Origin of the sequence: Polyangium sp. 6x1, from assembly GCF_029946515.1 — a bacterium.
Taxonomy (GTDB): Bacteria; Myxococcota_A; Polyangia; order Polyangiales; family Polyangiaceae; genus Polyangium.
Genome location: NZ_JARZHH010000019.1, coordinates 145,682 through 166,174, shown reverse-complemented (window position 1 = coordinate 166,174; position 20,493 = coordinate 145,682). Strand labels below are relative to the sequence as shown.

Annotated in this window: 11 protein-coding genes; 3 read left to right on the top strand and 8 right to left on the bottom strand. The window is 69.8% G+C overall.

Annotated elements, in window-relative coordinates; all coding sequences use genetic code 11:
• Window positions 1–3,804, bottom strand: a complete 3,804-nt coding sequence (locus QHF85_RS19880; protein WP_281328810.1) for a serine/threonine-protein kinase — start codon at window positions 3,802–3,804, stop codon at window positions 1–3.
• A 128-nt stretch (window positions 3,805–3,932) separates the two neighbouring features.
• On the opposite strand from QHF85_RS19880, the gene QHF85_RS19875 reads away from it, so the two are divergent.
• Entirely contained in the window at window positions 3,933–5,837 is a 1,905-nt protein-coding gene (locus tag QHF85_RS19875) for a sigma 54-interacting transcriptional regulator (protein WP_281328809.1), read from the top strand.
• Here the strand turns inward: QHF85_RS19875 and QHF85_RS19870 are convergent.
• Entirely contained in the window at window positions 5,752–6,651 is a 900-nt protein-coding gene (locus QHF85_RS19870; RefSeq protein WP_281328808.1) for a HAMP domain-containing sensor histidine kinase, read from the bottom strand. The genes QHF85_RS19875 and QHF85_RS19870 overlap by 86 nt on opposite strands.
• A gap of 267 nt (window positions 6,652–6,918) precedes the next feature.
• Here QHF85_RS19870 and QHF85_RS19865 point away from each other — a divergent pair, with 267 nt between their 5' ends.
• On the top strand, window positions 6,919–10,344 hold the full coding sequence (locus QHF85_RS19865) for a serine/threonine-protein kinase (protein WP_281328807.1): 3,426 nt from the start codon (window positions 6,919–6,921) through the stop codon (window positions 10,342–10,344).
• A 353-nt stretch (window positions 10,345–10,697) separates the two neighbouring features.
• On the opposite strand, the gene QHF85_RS19860 is transcribed toward QHF85_RS19865, so the two are convergent.
• The 5 genes from QHF85_RS19860 to QHF85_RS19840 form a co-directional block, all read right to left on the bottom strand.
• Complete coding sequence (locus QHF85_RS19860) at window positions 10,698–13,259, bottom strand: cytochrome P450 (protein ID WP_281328806.1); 2,562 nt, start codon at window positions 13,257–13,259, stop codon at window positions 10,698–10,700.
• A complete protein-coding gene (locus tag QHF85_RS19855; protein ID WP_281328805.1) occupies window positions 13,256–14,008 on the bottom strand; it encodes a hypothetical protein in 753 nt (250 codons plus the stop codon). Before QHF85_RS19855 ends, QHF85_RS19860 begins: the two co-directional genes overlap by 4 nt.
• Window positions 14,009–14,015: 7 nt before the next feature.
• The gene (locus QHF85_RS19850; protein ID WP_281328804.1) at window positions 14,016–15,992 is read right to left on the bottom strand and encodes a patatin-like phospholipase family protein; all 1,977 of its coding nucleotides are present in this window, start codon (window positions 15,990–15,992) and stop codon (window positions 14,016–14,018) included.
• On the bottom strand, window positions 15,989–17,263 hold the full coding sequence (locus QHF85_RS19845; RefSeq protein WP_281328803.1) for an ATP-grasp domain-containing protein: 1,275 nt from the start codon (window positions 17,261–17,263) through the stop codon (window positions 15,989–15,991). The genes QHF85_RS19850 and QHF85_RS19845 overlap by 4 nt, the downstream gene beginning before the upstream one ends.
• A gap of 65 nt (window positions 17,264–17,328) precedes the next feature.
• The gene (locus QHF85_RS19840) at window positions 17,329–18,480 is read right to left on the bottom strand and encodes an ATP-grasp domain-containing protein (RefSeq protein WP_281328802.1); all 1,152 of its coding nucleotides are present in this window, start codon (window positions 18,478–18,480) and stop codon (window positions 17,329–17,331) included.
• Window positions 18,481–18,897: 417 nt separating this feature from the next.
• On the opposite strand from QHF85_RS19840, the gene QHF85_RS19835 reads away from it, so the two are divergent.
• Complete coding sequence (locus QHF85_RS19835) at window positions 18,898–19,386, top strand: hypothetical protein (protein ID WP_281328801.1); 489 nt, start codon at window positions 18,898–18,900, stop codon at window positions 19,384–19,386.
• A gap of 40 nt (window positions 19,387–19,426) precedes the next feature.
• On the opposite strand, the gene QHF85_RS19830 is transcribed toward QHF85_RS19835, so the two are convergent.
• Window positions 19,427–20,431, bottom strand: coding sequence for an alpha/beta hydrolase (locus tag QHF85_RS19830; RefSeq protein ID WP_281328800.1), 1,005 nt, complete (start codon window positions 20,429–20,431; stop codon window positions 19,427–19,429).
• Between the last annotated feature and the right edge of the window lie 62 nt (window positions 20,432–20,493).

Sequence of the window (20,493 nt, the reverse complement as noted above, 5' to 3'; positions counted from 1 at the left end):
TCATTCCGCTGTTTCGATCCCAAGGCCGGGCGCGAAGATCGCGGCCCATCGGTCGGGCCGCCGGACCCCTCGTTGCTCCATGACCGTGTCGGCGACGGCCACGAGCGCGCGCCCGGATTCTCCCCCGGAGAGCTCGCCCTTGCGGCGGCGCGCGCATGCCGCGTGAAGCGCCATCTCGGCCTCGTCGAAGCCACGAATGGCGGCGTCGAGGTAGGTGAGGGCTTCGTCCTCCTGCCCGCGGAGCCGCGCCACGGCGGCCCGGAGCAAGGCCGCGGAGGGTGCGGCGTCGGCGCGAATCTCGCATTCGAGCCGCGACGCGATCCGCTCGGCTTCGCGGGCGAGCCGCGCGCGGCGGCGGGGCAGAGCCTGCGTGGCAATGGCGATCGCGGTGCGCGCCCGGAGGAAGAGCATGTCGATCCGGGAAGGTTGCACGCGGAGCTGCTGCGACCTGACGATGGCGCCCCATGAATGCAAGACGCGCGTCCGCGCCATGTCGGCGTGACCTTCATAGAGGTCCGCATACGCCTCGACCCGGAGCGCGTACATGTGCTGCACGTGCATGCCGCCGCGGGTCCACGACGCGACGCCCTCGCGCACGCGGCGGCGCGCCTCCTCCACGTCGTCGGCGGCGATCCTCGTCACGGCGGACGCGCTCGAAGCGCTGATGGCCGCGAAGAGATTGCCGAGCGACGTGGCCTCGTGATGCCAGGCGGCGGTGCGCTTCGCGAGCTCCTCCAGGCGGCCCATGGCATCGAGGGCGATGACGGCGACGACGTGCGCCATGTTCTGGTACATCGCGAGATCGAGCCTCCGGCTGCGGAGATGGCGGCCGATGTCGTCGTAACGCTCCAATGCCGCATGCCAGCGCCCCTCGATCATCGTGATCGCGGCGCCGTACATGGACACGGTCTCCATGACGTCGGGATCGTCGCAGCCGCCCGCGATTTCCGCCGCCCGCGCGAGGAGGCGCGCCCCCTCGGCCACCGCGGAGGGACCGCCTTGCAAGAGCGAGAGCTGCGCATACGTGCCGAGCGCCTGGGCGATCCGCGCGGGTTCGCCAGCGTCGAGCGCGAGATCGAGGCCACGGATCAAAAACGCGCACGATCGCAATGGATCCACGTCCGTCAGGGCCATGCTCACCGCCATGCAAACGTCGATCCGGGCGAGCGCGGCCGGAGCGACGTCGGCGGCGGCGCGAGGCTGGAAATGATATCCGCGACGTCGTAATCGTAGAATGCCCCGGAGGGCCATCATGGCGACGCTGGCGGTCGTCCTGGGCGGCCGCAGGCCGAGCCCGGGGAGGAACGTCGAAAGAGCACGATTGCCCTCGTCGAGGTGCCCGCCCACGAAAAGTTGCTCGATCGCGCGACGTCGCAAATCGAGCGCCTCCCCGGGTGAGGCACCTTCGGCGCACGTGAGGTAGAGCTCCGCCGCCTCCCGGCACCGGCCCGCGTTCGCCAGCGCGTGGGCACGGCGGACCATGATCTCGTGCGTCTTCTCCGGGGTATCGGCGGGCCCGCCGCGCCCCCAGTCGAGGGCGAGCGCGTAGAGCTCGGCCGCGTGCGAGAAGGCCAGCGCGTCGCTCGCCCGGTCGGCCGCGGCGATCGCGTAATGCGCCGCCTTGTATTTCTCTCCGGCACTCTGGAAATGCATCGCGAGCTCCTCCGGTTCGACCTCGGGCGATGTCTCCAGCACGGAAGCCAGGCGTTCATGTCGCGCCGCGAGCGCATCGACGTCGAGCGCGGCGAGGATCGCGTCGCGGAGCCGATCATGGGAGACCTCGCAACCAGGGCGCTCATGCACGCTGCATACCCTGAGCAATCCCGCCGAGCGCAGCGGCGTCAGGTAAGCGAGCGCTTCGTCGGCGAGCTCGGCGGCCGCGAAGGCGATGTCTTGTTCGAGCGGACGCCCGGCGACCGCCACGATTTCGAGCAGCCGCCGCGACGGCGCCGGCGCCGCGCTGAGCCTCTCGCGCATCGCCTCACGCAGATCGACGCGCGGCACGGCGCGTGGCCCCGCCGCAGAGACGTGCCGCGCGAGCTCCTCGATGGAGAAAGGATTGCCCTCGGATTCACGCACGACGGCCCACACCGTCGCCTCGTCCGCCGAGGGCCCGAGGCGATCTTTCGCGAGCGCGAACGAGAGATCCTGCGTCAGGGGCCCGAGCTCGACGTCGTGGAGCCGGATCCGTCCTGCGGCGGCGGCGACGAGCTGTCCGAAGCGCGTCATGAAGGCGCTCCGCTCGACCTCGTCGCTGCGGTGACAGGCGAGCAAGAGCATCGGCGGCGCGTCGGGCGGCGAGAGGAGCTCGAAAAGGAGCTCGGCGCTGTCGATGTCGCCCCATTGCAAGTCGTCGATGCAAAGCACGAGCGGGCCATGCGCGGCGAGCCGCCGGAGGAGGTCCTTGAGCGCCTGAAAAGCTCGAATTCGCGCCCTCGGCAGGTCGATGGTCTCGACGCGCTCTTCCGCTGGTGGGGCGGGGTCGATGAGCCCGAGCACGGGGAAGATCCGCTCGAGGTCCTGCAAATTCTCCGGCACCAGGGCCTGCGCTTTCTCCGGCGGGAGACCTTTCACGTGGCGCGCGAGCGCGTCCACGAGGCTATCGAGCGCCTTGTACGGCACCGATTCGCGATCGTGACAGCGGCCGCGGAGGACGATGGCCCCTTCCCAGCGATGGATCGCCTCGAGGAACGTCGTCGAGAGTGCGCTCTTTCCCACGCCGGACGCGCCGGAGAGACGGACGAGCACGGCGTGACCGGCCGCGCTCTCCCGGAATGCCTCGAAGAGCGCCGCCATTTCGCGCTCGCGCCCGAGGAGCGCGTGCCTTTGCCGGACCTCGACGTACCGAGGACGCGCGACCTCGGCGGGCGCCTCCGGCACCTCGATCCGGGCGGCGATCTCCTCGTCCGACGGTCGCATCCTCGGATCGCCGCGCAAGAGCGCGAGGCAGAGCGATTCGAGATCCTCGGGCACGTGCTCGGCGACGAGCGACGGCGGAATCGGGCGGGTCGTGAGCTTGCCGTAGAGGACGTCCTCCACGCTGCCCTCGAACGGGAGCTGCCCCGCGAGCGCCTCGTAAAGCATCACGCCGACGCTGTACCAATCGCTTTCGCGGCTGCCCGGCTCCCCCAGGATCTGCTCGGGCGCCATGTACGCGGGCGTGCCGACGATACCCTCGTGCAGGGCCGAGGGCTCGCCGGACGGCGAGGGCGAGAGATCACGCGCGAGCCCGAAATCGAGGATTACGACCCTGTCCGCCTTCGTGAGGAGCACATTCGAGGGCTTCAGATCCAGGTGCAATACGTCGGCGGCATGGAGCGCGCGTACGCCACGAACGAGGCGGGAGAACACGAGCCGGAGCCGCGCCACGTCGAGCGGGCGAGCCGCCGAGCGCTCGCCGGCCCGCTCCTCGGCGTCGCGGGGAGGCTTGCGCCGCACGACCGACGCGGAGAGGTCGTCCGTGCGGGCGGGCACGAAGCCGCTCAGCAAATGTTCGCCTTCGACGAACTCCATCGAGAGCAGCCAGCGGCCCTCGTCGTAGATGAGCTCGTGGAGCATCACGAGGTTCGGGTGCGTGATGTCCGCAAGCACGCGGAACTCCTGCTTGAAGCGGAGCAGCGCCGCCGCGTCGTCCTGGTAAAGGACCTTGACGGCCACCCGCGCGCCGTACCGGAGGTCGATCGCCTCGTACACGACGCCGAATCCGCCGGCGCCGAGGCGGCGCAGGATCGAGAATCGTTCGCTCGACTCGTTTTTCTTGCGTGGAGCGCCCATGGTGTCCGCGATGCAACGCGGCGGGCTCATGGAGCCGGGGGAGGTCGTTCGGCATCGGGAGGCGCAAGGAATTTCACGCGGCCACGTTGGCCGGCTCGGCGCCCGAACATCGCCCATCGACCCTCGCGCGGCGATCGACAAGGTTGCTGGATAGCAACATGGGTTCACGAGCCGCGCAGATCACGGAAACCATCCCTCTCCCGCCGGGCGGACGCGAGGCAGGCGCCGCCCTGAGGCAAGCGCATCAATGGCCGACCCTGCTCGTCTATCATCGCGACGGCACCGAGCTCGTCGAGCTCCGGCCCGGCGCGCGGCAGGTCATCGGGCGGACGTCCCCGTCCGACGTGCAAATCGACGACGATAGTTTGTCGCGCCAGCACGCTTGTTTCACGTTGCTCGAAAATGGGAGCGTGCGCGTCGAGGATCTCGGCTCGCTGAACGGCACGTGGGTGCAAGGCGAGCGGGTGACGGAGGGCGTCGCGCGGATCGGCGACGAGGTGATGCTGGGGCGCGTGATCATCACGATCGGCGAGCGCGCGCCGGAGGCGAGCTTTCTGCCCGGACTGCTCAGCTACGAGCGGCTCCGGAGCATGCTCGAAGACGAGGTCGTCCGGGCGCGGTTTTTCGGGCGCAGCGCGGCGATCCTGATGGTGCGCGCGGGCGGACGCGAGAGCGCGCACGTGAGCCGGTGGCTCGCGCGCGTGCAAGCGGAGCTCCGCCCCATCGACAAGGTCGGCCTTTATAGCCTCGACGCTGTGGCCGTCCTCCTGCCGGAAGCGACGCTCGGCGTGGCGTGCGACATCGCGCACCGGATCAGCGAACCGAAGGAGGGAGGCGCCACGTTGCTCGTCGGCGTGGCCGCCTCCCCCGAGACCGCGAGGTCCGCGGAAAAACTCCTCGAGGGCTGCCGCGCAGCCTTGCAACGCGCAGCGCCCGGACGGCACGTGCATTCGATGCCGGGCGGCCCGTGGACGTGGGGCAGTCCGTCGGGACAACCCGAGACAGACGAGCAACCCGTGGTGGAGAGTGCGGCCATGCGCCAGGTCTTCATGACGGTCGCGCGGCTCGCTCGCTCCTCGATCCCGGTGCTCTTGCAGGGCGAGACGGGGACGGGCAAGGAGGTGATCGCGCGGGCCCTGCACGAGCAGAGCCCGCGGCATTCCCGGCCGATGGTATGCGTGAACTGCGGCGCGATCCCGCAGCAGCTCGTCGAGAGCACGCTGTTCGGCTACGAGCGCGGCGCGTTCACCGGGGCCGCCCAGCAGCAAAAAGGCATCTTCGAGGCCGCGGAAGGCGGGACGGTGTTCCTCGACGAGGTCGGGGAGCTGCCGCTCGCGGCGCAGGCGGCGCTCCTGCGGGTGCTCGAGACGCGGCGCGTGGCGCGGGTGGGCTCGACGAAGGAGATCGACGTCGACGTGCGGCTCATCGCGGCGACCCACAGGGACCTCGAAGCGATGGCCACGTCCGGCAGCTTTCGATTGGATCTCCTGTTCCGCCTGAACACGATGACGCTCGACATCCCGCCGCTCCGGGAGCGCGTGGAGGAGATCGAGCCGCTCGCGATGCGCTTCTTGATGCTCGCCAACCAGGCGAACGAGCGACGGATCCAGCGCATTCAGCCCGACGCGCTCGCCCTTTTGCGGAGCTATCCGTGGTCGGGCAACGTGAGGGAGCTGCGCAATGCAATCGAGCGAGCCGTGGTCATCGCCGAGGGGGATTCGATCTCGGTGCACGACCTGCCCGAGCGCGTCCGCGCGGCGGGGCGCATCGGCAACCTCGCGGCGAAGGAGGTCCTCGTCGCGGCCGCGGAGCCCGCCCCGGCGAACGACGCAGGCGGGCTCCGCACGCGAATGCAGAATTACGAGGCGCAGGTCATCGTGGAGGCGCTCCGGGCGTCTTCGTGGAACCAGACGGAGGCGGCGCGCAAGCTCGAAATGCCGCTCCGGACGCTGGTCCACCGCATGAAGGTGCTCGGCATCAAGAAGCTCGGGTTCGGGACGGCCGAGCCCTCGCAACCGAACACGTCCGACGAGAGCGAGAGCGACGACGAGCTTCCCGCGTGAGCCCGAGCGAGCGCGCGCGGGGGGCGCGATCGAGCGCCCGCCGCGCGACGCCGGCCTCGGTGGGGAGCTCGACGATGAACGTCGCGCCCTCGCCCGGCGCGCTCTCGACGCGGATCGAGCCGCCGTGCGCCTCCGCGGCCGCGCGCGCGATGTAAAGGCCGAGGCCGAGGCCGCCGAACCGCGACGGCGGGACCGCGCGTTCGAATCGCTCGAAAATGCGCGCGTGGTCCTCCGGCGCGATGCCGATTCCGTGATCCTTCACGACGATCCGGGCGCCGCCGTCGACCCGCGCGACGTCGATGGCCACGGGCCTGCCTTCGCCATACACGAGCGCATTGCGGACGAGGTGCAGGACGAGCTGCTCGACGAGCATGCGGTCCCATCGTCCCCGAGGCGCGCCGGAGACCCGGATCGTGACGAGCGCGCGGGCCGAAGGGCGCGGAGCCGCGCGGTCGACGATATCGCCGACGAGCTCGGCGAGGTCGACGTCCTCGCAGGCGAGCGGGAGCTCGCTCGCCACGATCTGCGTGGCGTGCAGGAGCTCGTCGCAGAGGAGCGCCAGGCGCCCGAGCTGGCGGTCGAAGGTCTCCACCATGCTCGGAATGCGCGCGGGCACCTCCTCCGGGTGCTGCGAAAGGAGGCGACGAATGTGCTGCGCCTGAAGCCGGAGCGCGGTGACCGGGGTCAAGAGCTCGTGCGAGGCGAGCGAGATGAACTCGTCACACGGCGCCCGCGTGCTCGGCGGTTTTTGTCGTGCCTCGACGGGGGAGCTCGGTCGGGCAGCGAGGGCAGGGGAGGGATGTCGGGCACACATGGTTGGACTCCTCGACGCTTTTCCCATGAGCATCGCCCGTGCCACCACCCGCGCCCCTCTCTTTCGCCGGATCCACGCGTGTCCCGCATTCTCTCGAGTCCGCGTGATGGCTTTGCCCCTTGCGTGGTCAGGCAAGAACCGGAGGTCACGGCCGCCCGCTCGCATTCGTGCGCGGCTGCGCGCGCAGGCCTTCGAGCGGCCGGGCGCCCATCGGGCCGCGGACGGGCGCGGGTTATACCCCCGAGAAGCGCGGCTTATACTGCGGATATGTCCAGAGGGCAGGACGAGCCCGCGACGTTCGGCCCCTACCGTGTCCGAGGCATCCTCGGGCGCGGGGGAATGGGAATCGTCTACTGGGGCGAGCACCGGGACACGGGGCAAGAGGTCGCTCTCAAGACGGTCGAGGCGGCGTTCGGGCAGGAGATCGCGAGCATTCGCCGCGAGATTCATGCCCTCGGTCGCGTCCGCCATCCCGGCATCGTCCAGATCCTCGCGCAGGGCGTGGACGACGGACGGCCGTGGTATGCCATGGAGCTGCTCCGCGGACGCACCCTGCGCGCGCTCATCGAGGCGCGGCGCCCTGGCGAGCCTCTTTCGCCCGAGGAGATCACCGCGCTCTGCCGCGTCATGCGCCGCCTCTGCGAGGCGCTGTCCTGCTTGCACGGCGCCGAGTTCGTCCACCGGGATCTCAAGCCGGAGAACATCTTTCTCCGCGACGACGGCGCGCCGGTGCTCGTGGATTTCGGGATCGCCGCCAGGTTTTCGGGGGCGAGCGGGCGCGACGCGCTCGAAATGGGCGTCGTGACGGGCAGCCCGCCGTACATGTCGCCCGAGCAGATCCGCGGCGATCTGGTGGACGCGCGGAGTGATCTTTATGCGCTCGGCTGCATCCTGCACGAATGTCTGACCGGTCGTCCGCCGTTCGAGGGAGCCACGCCCCGCGACGTGATCGGAAAGCACCTCAGCGATGCGCCCACGCCGCCCTCGGCGAGCGCCCCCGGCATCCCCGCGGCGCTCGATCGCCTGGTCCTCGATCTGCTCGCGAAACGGCCGCAGGATCGAATGGGATATGCCGACGACGTGGCGGCCGTGCTCGCCGCATTCACGCCCTCCGAGCCCGCGCGCCGGTGCTGGGCCGAGCCCTATCTGTATCGGCCGAGCTTCATCGGCAGGCACGACGTCGTCTGGAAGCTGCAAGCGCATCTCGGCGTCGCGCGGAGCGGGGAGGGGCAAAGCGTGTTCATCGGCGGCGAGAGCGGCATTGGCAAGACACGCCTCGTCGCCCAGCTCGCCGGCCTCGCCCTGCGGGCGGGTTTTTCCGTGGTGACCGGCGAATGCGTCGCGTTCGGCGCGCACGGGGCCGGCGCGGCGCCGCTTCACCCCTTTCGCCCGCTCTTGCTCGCGATCGCCGACCATTGCCGCCGCGCGGGCCCCGGGGAGACGGCGCGCATCCTGGGCGAGCGCGCCGCCCTGCTCGCCGCCTACGAGCCCGCCCTCGCCGTCCTCGCGCGCGCGAGCACCACGCCCGAGCCCCTGTCGGCCTTGCCGTCGCCGGCGGCCCGGCAGCGGGTCGTCGCGAGCCTGACCGAGACGTTGCTCGCGCATGCCGAGACCGAGCCGATCCTCCTGGCGATCGACGATCTGCAATGGGCAGACGAGCTCTCTCTGCGATTCTTGCGGGACCTCGTGTTCACGCCGCTCGCGGGCCGGCGGCTGCTCGTGGTGGGGACATATCGCACGGACGAGGTGAGCGACGCGCTCGCGGGTATCCTCGCGGCGCCCCGCGCGAGCCGCATCGAGCTCGGCGCCCTCGATCCCGCGAGCACACGGCAAGTCGCCCGCGACATGCTCGCGCTCCCCGAAATGCCCCGGGCCTTCCTCGATTTCGTGGTCGATGCCTCCGACGGAAACCCGTTTTTCGTGGCAGAACATTTGCGCGCCGCCCTGTCCGAGGGGCTCGTGTACCGGGACGCCGGCGGCATCTTCCGCGTCGCGACGCGCGGCCAGGATCCGAGCGCCGTGCGCGCAGCGCTCCGCTTGCCGCGCTCGCTCGCGGGCGTCATCGAGCGGCACCTCGCCGGGCTGCCCGCGCCGAGCCGAAAGCTCGCGCAGCTCTCCGCGACGCTCGGCCGCGAGGTGGACGAGGAGGTCCTGCGCCGCGCCGCGGACCTGCCCGAGGCCACGCTGATGGATGCGCTCGGCCGCCTGCGGCGCGCCTACGTGCTCGAGGACGGCGGAGGCGGACGTCTGCGGTTCCTGCACGAAAAACTGCGCGAGCGCGCCTACGCCGAGCTCCCGGAGGACGAGCGGAGGAGAGCGCACGCGCGCGTGGGGCGCGCCCTGGAGGAGATTTTTCCAGGCGAACAGCAGGTGGATCACGTCGAGGCGCTGGCGTACCATTACGGTGAGAGCGGTGAGTTCGAGAAAGCGGCACACTATGCGGAGGAGGCCGCGGCGAAGGCCGCTCGCGCGTACGCGCTCGACGACGCGCGGCGGCGCTACGGCGACGCGCTCGCCCTCCTGGAAAAACTCCCCCAGACGGAGGACGTGTCGCGGCGGCGGGTGAACGTCACGGTGCGCTGGGCCGAGGCGTGCCTGTACGAGCCGTCTCTCCAGCAGATCGAGGTGCTCACGGAAGCACGGGCGATCGCGGCGCGGATCGGCGATGCCGGCAGCGCGCTGCGCTGCGATTACTGGGCCGGCTGGATCGCGTATGCACTCGGCGATCACGCAGGAGCCATCCGGATCTCGGAGCGCGCAATCGACGAGGCGCGCGCGCTCGGCGACCACAAGCTCCTCTACCAACTCGTGCTCAACCTGGGCCAGAACCACGCCGCAGCCGGCGCCTACGACGAGGCCCTCGCGGCCATCCGCCAGGGTATTTCGATGAAGGAGCGCTCGCCCTGGGGTGGCCGGACCGCGGGGTGCGCATACGGGTACGGATACCTGGGCATGATCCACGGCGACCGAGGCGAATTCACCGAGGCCTACGCCCACCTCGACACAGCGCTCGCCATCACCGCCGAGCTCGGGCGCCGCTCGCTCGAGGACTCAGTGCTCGTGCAGCGCGCAATGGTGGAAGGGTGGCAAGGCGCATTCGAGGCCTGCGCGGCGACGGCAGAGCACGCGCGGACGCTCGCCGGGAGCCTGGGCGCGCCGTACGTCGCGGCCATGAGCAAAACCGCCGAGGGTCTTTCCCTCTTTTCGCTGGGCAAACGGGAGGAGGGGCTTGCACTCCTGCGCGAGGCCGTGCAATGGATCGAAGCCACGGGGACCCGGCTGAGCGTGTCGTGGAGCTACGGCGCGCTGGCCGAGGCGCTCGCGCAAGCAGGGCAGACCGAGGAGGCGACGACCTACGCACGCGCCGCACTCGCAAGGGCGGAGGCAGGCGATCGCATCGGACTCTCGACAGCGCACCGGGCCCTCGCGCTCGTGGCCCCCGGAAGCGCGGCGCGCGAGCACCTCCATGCAGCCCTCGACGCGGCACGCCAAAAGAAATCGCCACGCGAGGAGGCACTCGCCCACCTCTGCGCAGCGAAGGTTTTTCGCGACGAAGGAACCCCCGCCGCAGCGCGCGAGGAGGCAGCCGCCGCCCTCGCCTCCTTCGAGACCATGGGAATGGCCGGGTTCGCCGTCGAGGCACGCGCACTCCTCGCGTCCGTCACCGTTCCGGGAAGCACGCGCGCGGCGTGATGTTGGTTGCATGTTGAAGCCGTTTCGCTGGGGCTTTGCCCCAGGCCCCACCCGGGGCTGTCCGCCCCGGGACCCGGACCAGCGCAAGCGCTGGACTCGTGGTCGATGAACTGCGCGATGCGCAGTTCATCGAACGGGCCGATTCAAGACCACGAACGACCCTGCCAAACAAGACGGCAGCGCTGACGGCTCAACCGGCAACGCGGTCCTACCGGCCTGTGGGAAGAACTGCGCGGAGCGCAGTTCTTCCCCCTGAGGTCCAGGGCTGGCCCTGGTTCGGGTCGAGGGGCGAACAGCCCCCGCGGGGCCCGGGGCAGCGCCCCGGCGCGACGCCTCCCCAAGGAGACCCATGCTCAGCCCGCCAGCAGCGGAGCTGCGATCTCTGCCATCAGCGGTCCGGCCAGGAATCGCCCGATGCAAGCGTGGGATCCGTGGCCGAAGAGGAGGTAATGTTCGTCTGGGCGGCCTGTTTGGAACAGGTCGGGGTTTTCGAGGGCTTCGTCGTCGGCCATGGCCGAGGCGAGCGAGACGATGATTTGGCTGCCTTTTCGGATTCGCGTCGCGCGGGGCGTACCTGCGGCGAGCTCGTGGTCTGCTACGGCTGTTCTGTAGAGCAACGACGGATAGGGGTTGAACCGCGCGGCTTCGAGCAGGAGGTCCTTCAGTCGATTCATGTCCCTTCTCCTCGCGGCCTCGCGCGCCTGCTCTTGGGCCTCGCTTGCGCCTTGGAGGTACGTCAGGGCGTGCAGGAGGGTCATGGCTGTTGGGACCATCGTCCCGGAGACGAGCCCGCCCAGGGTTCGACGAAGGGTGGCGCGGTCGAGCCCGTGCGCGGTGGGGAGCGCGAGGAGGCGGCCGAGCACGTCGTCGCCTGGGGGGTTTCCTTGTGCGATTGCCGCTTCCCGCGCGCGCAGACGTTCTTCGAGGTAATGCTGGAATGCGAGGCCGGCTGCTGCGCCGGCGGCTGCGCGCTCGGCGCTCGGGAGCGGGAAGAAGATGTAGGCGGACGCCACGCTCAGCCACAGGAAGAGATCCTCGTCGGAAGGCCCCGGGACGCCGAAGTATTCCCCCGCGGTCCGCACCACCGAGGCGATGATGACCTGGGGTAGGAAGCTCGGCGCGCCATTGGTGCGTTTCTTCGCGAGGTCCAGGATCACGGGCGTGACGAGGCGGGCGCGCTCGAGCACCCGGGGCAGGTCGCGAGGGCGGATGACGAGGCGGGCGAGGGACGCCTCGCGCTTGTGGCGGTCGCCGTCGAAGCCCAGGAGAAATGGCCCCACGGTGGCCGCCATGCGGGCGTCGTATTCGTGGACCGAGAAGACCTCGGGTTTGGCGAGGACCTCCTGCACGTCCCGGAACCGTGATACGAGCACGCCGTGCGGTGTGTCGAAAATGGGCCGCTCCTTCCGCAGCGCGCGCCAGTTGTCCGCGGTGTCGCAGAAGGGCCGCTGCGAGGTCACCGGATCCAGGAGACAGGCCTCGACGCAGTCCTTCCTGGCCTCGTCGTTCTGCGCGAGCGCGTATTTCTGGAGAAACGTTTCGATGGTGTCGGGCCGAGGCCTCTCCACGTTCACGAGGTACCGGAGCGCGCGGATGCCGGGCGCGAAGAAATACGCGCCGCCGCGCACCCGGACGAAGCTCGGGAGCCCGCAGAGGGTATGGACCGAGGCGAGCTCGCCGTTCGGTCCGGCCGTGGGGATGGTGAATGTCCCCTGGGAGAAGGGTGAGCCGACGACGGGGTCGTGGACCGTGCTGGGCTCGCCGCTGACGTTCCCGTTGTTCAGCCATTGCTGGACGATCTCGAACTGGAGCGAGAGCGAGGCGCAGTAGGCGAGGAAGATGAGCCCCCGATCCACGTGGTCCTCGTCCTGGCCCTCTGGCAGGGGCGGGCCGTAGGCCATGCCGCGTCGGATGAGCCGGTGTGTGCGGACCGCGGTGCGCCTCGCAATGGGCAGGGCGTCGCGGGGGTTGGCGCGCCGGATGTGCGCGCCGAACGGGCAGCGGAGCCCCTCGGGATCCTGCGCCTGGTAGCCGAAATCGTCGCGCCGCTCGGGGGACATGTCGGGCTCGTCCTTTTCGGGGGCGAGCACGAGCGGCACGCCGCTCCGCCACCGGCCCATGAGCTTCGCGGCGACGAGCTCCGCGTCCATTCCGAGCGTCGCTGCGTTTTTCGCGACGAACCGGCGGAACCCGGGGACGTCCTGGCGCAGCTTGCGCAGGGCGAGGTAGGTGCCATTGCGGCGCAGCTCCTTCGGGTTCGGCCGTGCGGCGACGGCGCCGAAATCGTCGGGGTGATCGAGCAGGAACGCGCCGGGGGCGAGCACGTGCCCGGGCGGCGCGCCGCTCCCATCGCCGGCCACGCTCGGATTGCTGCCGCCGTCGGCGAACCCGAAATGCTCCCGCCCTCCTTCGAGCGCCGCCGCCGTTTGCACGTGGAGAACCTGCATTCGCGCGGCTCTGGCCTCGGCGCAGAGCTCGCGCGCGCGCGCGTCCGCTTCGGCCTGGCCGCGCGCGTAGACGATCGCCATTGCGTGCAGGGGCGGCGCGCCTTTCGGCAAGAGGTCCCAGCGCTCGGGCGCGTCCTCGCCGACGTCGCCGAGGAACGCCGCTCGCTTCGCCATTCCCTGGCGAAACTCCTCCGGGAAGCTGTCGAGCTCCTCGGGGCTGAGCCCCAGCGCCTCGAGCCCGTCGAACGTGAATGCGAGGTTCAGCGTGGTAGGCGGCCCCGGCGGCGGGGCGCCCGCCGTCGTGATCTCGGGGATCTTCGCGGCGATCCATCGCCGCCCGGCGGCGACGTCCTCGAAATGCAGGAACAGGAAGCGCGCGTGGCGCAGGCCGAACGTCTTGCCGTACGACGAGAGGAGGTGGCCCTGCACGTCGTCGAGCTCGATCCTGGAATCGTCGTTCGTTCTCATGATGTCTCCCCGGACAGCGCCGCCATCACCTGCTCGAAATTGCGCTCGATGGGCTCGAGCTCGGCCGGAGCAAAGAGCCTCTTTTCCCTGAGCTCCCGGATGCTCGCGCGCACGTTCTCCGCAATCGACACGAGGAGGCGACGCTCGGCTCCCACGTCGACGGCGGAGAGCCGCGCGATCCCGCGTTCGAGCTCGGCGAAGCGCGCGCCGAGCTCGCCGCCGCAGCGGGCTTCGCGACGGAACGCTTCGAAGTGCGCGTGGAGCGCTCTCCACCACCGGACGTCGACGACCGTCACGTCCGGGTTCGCCGCGTAAAACCTGTCCGCTTGCACCATGTGCCGCTTCACCCACGCGACGAACGGCTCGAACTGCGCGGCCCCCGGGTACCCCTCGCAATGCATCCAGACGAGATCGAGGCCCCAGGCCATGCGGACCGAAAAATCCTTCAGGTACGGCTCGAGCTCGCCCACGAACATCGAGACGAACAGGAGCCGCTCGCCGCCGTCGAGGATGGACCACTGGGCGAAATGCACGGAATCGATGAGGTCGAGCACGGTCGGCCCCGTGTCCTTGCCGTCCGAGGACCCATGCAGGACCGCCTGGAGGCGCTCGACATACCGGAGCACGGGCAGGGAGGGCACGAAGCCCTGCAGGATCGGCGTGATCAGCACGAGCGATCGCACGCGCATGGGCGGGGCCGTTTCCATTTCACGCATGACGTCTCCTTGTTCGTCCGGGCGGTTCGTCATGAAAACCTCATACTTCGGGCGTGAACCGCAGCTTCCCCGCCGGGCTGAGCCTCCGCTCGGCGAAGAAAAATGCCTCGGTCGGGTGGCGCTCTTGCCAGGTCTCCTGGAGATCGGACCACCGGGCCATCAGATCGACGAGCGCGTCCATCCGCGCCCCGGCCTGGCGGAACCATTCCTCCTCGTCCGGGCTCACGGCGCCGTACCACGGTTTGTCGCTACGATAGGCATCTTGCTCCTTTGCGAGCAAACCGTGGAGCTCCTTCCGGAGACCGCTCACGGTAAAACTCTTGCCGAGGCGCCCGAGCTCGACTTCCATGCGGGACATGAGGAGCAGCGTGCGCACCCAGCGATGCTGCGGGAAATCGAATCGTTCGAGGAAGAGGCGCCCCGCCGTGTCGCCCTTCGCGACGAGACGCGCGATGGTCTCGACGGTCATGTCCAGGTTGAGGCCGCCTTCGTTTTTCTCGAGGTAGACCTGGGCGACACGCTCGCGGTAGCCGGGGAGCGCCGCCTGGCTGTCGTCCCGGAAGCTCTGCGCCAGCTCGAAGACCGCCCATAAAAAATCCTTCATGTCGCCGATCTCGCGAAACGAGGGGCTCGACGTGTGGCCGTCCCGCGGCTCGGGCAAAGACACGTCGTCGCCGTCCGCGTGGAGGTTTTCCTTCGTACCCGGCGCTTTCTCCCGCAGGTTGATGCCGAAGGTCGGAAAGCGGGGGAACCAGCTGTCGAAGAAGTGGATCGGGAAGTTGATGCCGATGCCGCCGTCGCTGAACCAATGCCGCCGGAGCGCCCCCGACGCCTCCAGCGTGTAGAGCGGCACCGCGCAGAGCAGCACGGGAAGGCTGAGGCTCATGCGCATCGCCACGAGCACGGGCAAATGCTCGCCGATCGGGAAGATGTGATGGCCGGGCGGGAGCGCGGCGCCCTCGCGCGCGGGCGCGGCGTTCACCATGAAGCGGACGACGCTCTCGGGGAAGAGGCGCCGCATTTCGTTCTCCTCGAACACGAACGACGGGTCTTTCTTGATCGTCCCGTCGAGCTCCTCCTCGGGCACCGCGCGGGGCTGCCGGACGTTGAGATCGGAGGTGACCGCCTTGAAGCGAATGCCTCGCGCTTGAAGCATCCCCACGGTGAGGGGTCGATCGTCGGGCAGCCCGGCCATTTCCTGCAGGCCCGCGTGCATCCATTCGGTGAGCGGGACCTGGCCGCGGATCGCGGCCGCGTCGCTGGATCCCGTGCACAGGCCGAACAGGCTTTTGCCCTCGTCGTCGTGGACGTGCCGGGCGCTCGCGAGGAGCGTGCCGATGATTCCACCGAGATAGGCGCCGGACACGAGGAGAATCCCGCAGAAGGACAAACCCAGGAGGAGGGGAAGCCACGAGAGCGAGAGCGCGTCCGCCGCCGGATGGTGGTGCAGGACGATGGTGAAGAACGCCGCGACCGGGACCACGACGGCGAGGGAGACGAGCGCTCCGACGCGCGCTCCGCACCGCCGACCCCGCGCGTAGCCTTCGCCCGGGCAGGCCGCGCAGATGGAATCGAGCCCCGCCCTCCGCACCTCGGCGAGCAGGCGCCGAGCGGGGCCCTGCATGCGGCGTCGCGCTCCGCCTCCCCGCTGCCGATCACGCAGCCGCTTCGCGAGCAGGAGCATTTCGAAGATCGGGCGAGCCTGCGCGGTCGGCTGGAAGAGCCCCATCAAAAACCCCTCCCGGTCGAGGTCTTCTTGCATGCGCTCGAACCGAGCGAAGCCGCCTCCGTCGTCGCGGCCGTACTCGGCCGCCGCGGCGGCCGCTGCTGCGATGGCGCCGGCCGAGGCGCCGCCAATGCAACGGAAGCGGCGCTCTCGGGCGAGCCGGAGGACCGCCGACGGATACACCACGCCGCTCGTGACGCCGCCCTTCATGACGAGGTCGCACCGAGCGCCGTCGTCGTCCGGCACGCGCCGGTAGACCTCATTGCGATCTCCGCTTGCCCGAGGGTTCATGACGCTCCTCTGGAATCGTCGAGTCGGAGCCGCCGCTCCATGTCGCGAATTTTGTGGTAATCGGCTTGCACCCGGGAGCGCTCCGGATGCGCGAGAACGACGAAGCCGAGGTTTGGGCCGCCGAAGAGAGCCCTCGTGGGTTCGAGGGCGTCCCCGTTCCGGAAGCGGACGACCGAGAAATGATGGCTCGGGAGCGCCTCGACATCGGCGAAGATCTCGGCGTTCCGCACGATCCCCGCCGTCCGGGGGATCAAGAACACCACGAGGACGTGCGATTGCAGACCGAAGCCTTCCCGGACGTGCCCGAGCCGCGCGAAGTATCGCACGGTCCGGTCCACCTGGCTGTCGCCGGTCGCGACGCGGCAAAACCTCGGCTGACCGCCGCCATGCGGGCGCGCTCCGATCGCGAGGAGCCGCGGGCCCTCGCGGGTGAGGATGAGCTCCACATGCGCCGCGCCGAACCGGATCCCGAGCGCGTCGAGCACGCCGCGCGTGTAGCCGATCAAGCGTTCGATTCCCGGTGTCTTGGGGGACAGCCATTCCATGCGCTCGTCGACCGCCATGTACGGCCCGCTGTCCACCTTGTGGTAGCGGCACACGTCGGTGACGGTGTGTTTGCCCGCGTAACTGAACGTGTCGACCACGTATTCGGTGCCCGTCACGTATTCCTGCACGACGAGCCGATCCTCGACGATGCCGAGGCAATGCAGGCGATCCAGCATCGAATGGAACACCTCCCGCCACCCCTCGCCGCGGGGCACGCGGGTCACGCCGGTGGCGGCGGCGCTCTTCGGCGGCTTGATCACGAGGTCCCGACCGGCGAGGCTCGACGCGCGCAGCCACGCCTCGACCTCGCCGGCGTCGCTCGTGCATATTTGCCGCAGAATGGGGAGGCCGGCCCGGGCCACGGTCGCCGCCATGTCGCCCTTGTGCCGGCGCGCGCTCGCCTTCTCGGGGTCGTTGGCGACGTCCGGGACGACCAGGGGCGCGAGCACGTCCGCGAGCTCCACCCCGGACTCGCAGCCCGGCAGCACGCACCGGGGGCGCATGGCCCGCAGGCGCTCCACGAGGGGCTCGAGGTCCTCGGTCGCGGCGAGGATCGTCTGGAAGTGCTCGGGCCGGTAGGAGGTGGCGTAGACGGCCGGCGGCGCGTGGCTGGAGACGACCGCCACCACCGGGACCCCGGCCGCTGCGAACGCGGGCGCGAAGAGGGCGCCCGAGCAATACGGATCGACGATGACCACCGGCCCGTCTGGATCACTTCGAGGCATGATCGCCCTCCGCGCGCGCGTGCCGGGCCGCCTGGCCGGCGGCGTCCATGGCATGAGTCTTCATGTCAGTGCCCACCTCCCGCGGCCTTCGGTGTCCTTTCGTCGCGCAGCGTGATCGCACGCGCGGCCAATTCGACGCCGGCGGCGCACTCCGCCGCGGTCCTTCCCGTCACGAGCACGTACGCATATCGGCTCGAAAGAAAATGCACCAAGGCTACGCGCAGCCGGCTCGGCGCGAGGCGCAGCGGGCGTCCACAAGCGACGTCCACCGCGACTTGCCCCGGATCGATGCCGGAGGCGACCCAGCCGAGATAGGGGATGAGGTCGCCGGCCAGGCGTGCATTGATCTCGATCACCTTGGGACCTGTGTCGGTCAGGCGAAGCTCGGTATGCGTGATCCCGGTCTGGAAGCCGACCGCCCGGTGCGCCGCGTCGACCACGCCGAGCAGCGCCGCGTCGAGCAGCAGCGGATCCCTCCCGTCCACCACGTGCCCGATTTCCTCGAAATGCGGAGGGAAGCCGAGGATCTTGCGCGCGACGAAGAGCGGGGTCGGCCGGCCATTCACCCACGCGACGTCGACGCCTACCTCCGGCCCTTCGAGATACTCCTCGACGAGCACGCCCGCGTCGTCGTGGGGGACGCCGTCCTCCGCGGACGCGCGGGCGCGGGTGTAGGCGGCGGCGAGGTCGTTGGGGCGCTCGACATAACTCACGCCGATGCTCGCGCGGAGCGCGCGTGGCTTCACGACGACGGGATAACCGATCCGAAAGGCCGTCTCCGCCGCTTCTTCGACGGAAGCCACCAGCCTGGAGATCGCCTGCGGCACGCGAGCCGCGCCGAGCGCGACGCGCGTCTGGTATTTGTCGCGGCACCTGCCGACCGCGGCGGGCGCGGAGCCTGGCAAGCCGAGCGCCTCGGCGACGCGGGCCGCGTGGACCAGGCGAATCTCGTCCCAGCAGATCACGCCGTCGATCGGGTCGCGCGCGGCGACCTCGCGGGCGGCGGCGATCATCGCTTCCGCGTCGAGCGTGTCGACGATCCGGTGCTCCGCGATGTACCACCGTTCCCACGTCGGCTCCCGGTCGAGGAAGAGGACCACCCGCGCCGCCTGGGAGATCATTCGCAGGAGATATTCGCGATAGAGGTGATACCCGCTGCTCACGAGCAGGACGGTGGGACGGCCGCTCGGGTCGGCGTTCGGACGGGTCGTGGGCATCGTGGTTTCCTGTTTTCTCGTCGTTGGAGTCGGGATGTTCGGCGCCCCGCACTCAAGCGTCATGCCACGTGGCCCCCGATCCCCGTTTGGCTTGCGATCCATGGCGTTCGTCGCTGTTTTCCCCGCCGGCCGAGCCCGGGTGCCTTGCGCGGTCGCGCAAATCCCTGCCGGAGAACGCAAGGTCGCGGAGCGCTCGGGCTCGGCAGGCGCCCGGTTGACCCGATCACGCGCCTCGTGTAGGCTCCGCGCATTCGGGTAGCGCCATGAAGGTCTTCCGGTAGCAACGCGGTCCTCTCGCCGGGCGGGTTCCTCCGCCGCCCGCGTTGCTTTCCCCCGCGCGCTTCATCGCCGTTCGTCCCGCGTTCTCCTTACGCGAGCGAGCCGGCCCTGCGTTCGACCTTCGACCCCGAGGACCTCATGGCGCTCCGTCTTCCGCTTGCCATCAAGCTCACCCGCCGCGCCGTCGCGCGGCGCGACCTCTTCTGCGAGCTCGTCCAGAAAATCACGAAGCCCTCCCAGGCCGAGGCGGCCTTCGCGTTTCATGCATTCGCTTTCAAGGCCGACGAGCATGCATTCGCGCGCGAGCTTCTCTCCCGCCGCACCGAGCTCTGGCTTTTCCGCGCGAATCAACGCGCTTTCTGCGGCGATTTTCTTGCCGTCGACATGTCGAACCCGCGGCGGGCAGAGCGGCGGGCGTACGTGATCGAGCTGAAGCGAGGGATGCCGGTGCGAATTGGCGGCGGCGCGGTGGGGCTCCAGCTCCAGAATGCCGCGATGGCCGTGAGGGCGCTCGCGCGAGAGCGGGGCTTGCTCGGGGACGAGGCCACGTGCGTCACCGTGTCGGGCGACGGCGCAGAGATCCTCGGGATGTTCGAACAGGCCGGCGCATCTCGCGCCGAGAAGTGACGAAGACGCTCGGAATGCAGGCTCCCGAAGCGCCCGCGCCTCAGAATGCGACCGCGTTGCAGGGCTTGGGCGGCGCGAGCGCCGCGGCGGCGCCGCCGGCGTTTTCCCCGGTATGGGCCTCCAGCCAGCGGGCCACGCCGTCGGCCATTTCGGCGCCCTCGGGCTCGTGCAGGAGGTCGTGGACGAGCTTGGGGCACATCCACAAGGTTTTGTCCTTGCTCCCGACGCCGCCGACGAACGCCCGCGTCCCCGCGGGCAGGGTGATCTCGTCGATCGACCCGTGCATTCCGAGGATCGGCAAGACGAGCTTCGATCGATTCTCCTCGATGCGATCCATCGTGTCGAGCAGGCCGGCGATCGTCCGCGCGGGCACGTCGCTCCAGTCGACGAGCGGGTCGTTCTTCGCGGCGGCGATCACGTCCGCGGATCGGGAGAATTTTTCGAGCGGCAGCTCCGCCACGCCCGCCCCGGGAAACAGCGCCGACGTGAAGTGCGCCCCGAATTTCGCCGCGCCGCTCGCGTCCGTGGCGAGCGCCGGCGCGCTGAGCAAGAGGCCCGCGATGTCCTTCTGGTGGTCGAGCGCGTAGCCCGTGGCAATGGCGCCTCCCATGCTATGCCCGAGCACGAACACCGGCACGTTCGGCTCGGCCTGTTTGCCGCGGCGAACGAAGGCGTCGAGGTCGGTGACGAAATCGGCGAATTCGCCCACGCGCTGCGGTTTGCCGTCCGATCGCCCATGGCCGCGATGATCGTAGGAACGCACCGAAAACCCGCGCTTCGCGAGCCCCACCGCGAATTCGGCGTACCGGGCGCTGTGGTCCTTGAGGCCGTGCACCACGACGAGCACGCCCCGCGTGCCTTCCTTCGGCTTCCACGAGCGCTCGAAATGCACCCATCCGTCGGCGCTCTCGAAGGTCGACTCGCTCACGACCACGGAGTCCTTCTCCACAGCGTGCGGCGTGAACGGCCGCGGCGCCCTCGCCTCGAATGCGCCGCACCCGCTCACCAGCACGAGCGCACCCAACCCAACGATCCACATCTGCATCCGTCGACTCCTCGACCTTCGAACGAAGGCCCGCATCTCAGCAGGCCACGCGATTTCTCGCC

What these genes read in the sequence shown, in the direction of transcription:
- QHF85_RS19880 (WP_281328810.1), bottom strand. Translation starts at nt 3,804, where the DNA reads ATGAGCCCGCCGCGTTGCATCGCGGACACCATGGGCGCTCCACGCAAG.
- QHF85_RS19875 (WP_281328809.1), top strand. Translation starts at nt 3,933, where the DNA reads ATGGGTTCACGAGCCGCGCAGATCACGGAAACCATCCCTCTCCCGCCG.
- QHF85_RS19870 (WP_281328808.1), bottom strand. Translation starts at nt 6,651, where the DNA reads ATGTGTGCCCGACATCCCTCCCCTGCCCTCGCTGCCCGACCGAGCTCC.
- QHF85_RS19865 (WP_281328807.1), top strand. Translation starts at nt 6,919, where the DNA reads ATGTCCAGAGGGCAGGACGAGCCCGCGACGTTCGGCCCCTACCGTGTC.
- QHF85_RS19860 (WP_281328806.1), bottom strand. Translation starts at nt 13,259, where the DNA reads ATGAGAACGAACGACGATTCCAGGATCGAGCTCGACGACGTGCAGGGC.
- QHF85_RS19855 (WP_281328805.1), bottom strand. Translation starts at nt 14,008, where the DNA reads ATGACGAACCGCCCGGACGAACAAGGAGACGTCATGCGTGAAATGGAA.
- QHF85_RS19850 (WP_281328804.1), bottom strand. Translation starts at nt 15,992, where the DNA reads ATGAACCCTCGGGCAAGCGGAGATCGCAATGAGGTCTACCGGCGCGTG.
- QHF85_RS19845 (WP_281328803.1), bottom strand. Translation starts at nt 17,263, where the DNA reads ATGCCTCGAAGTGATCCAGACGGGCCGGTGGTCATCGTCGATCCGTAT.
- QHF85_RS19840 (WP_281328802.1), bottom strand. Translation starts at nt 18,480, where the DNA reads ATGCCCACGACCCGTCCGAACGCCGACCCGAGCGGCCGTCCCACCGTC.
- QHF85_RS19835 (WP_281328801.1), top strand. Translation starts at nt 18,898, where the DNA reads ATGGCGCTCCGTCTTCCGCTTGCCATCAAGCTCACCCGCCGCGCCGTC.
- QHF85_RS19830 (WP_281328800.1), bottom strand. Translation starts at nt 20,431, where the DNA reads ATGCAGATGTGGATCGTTGGGTTGGGTGCGCTCGTGCTGGTGAGCGGG.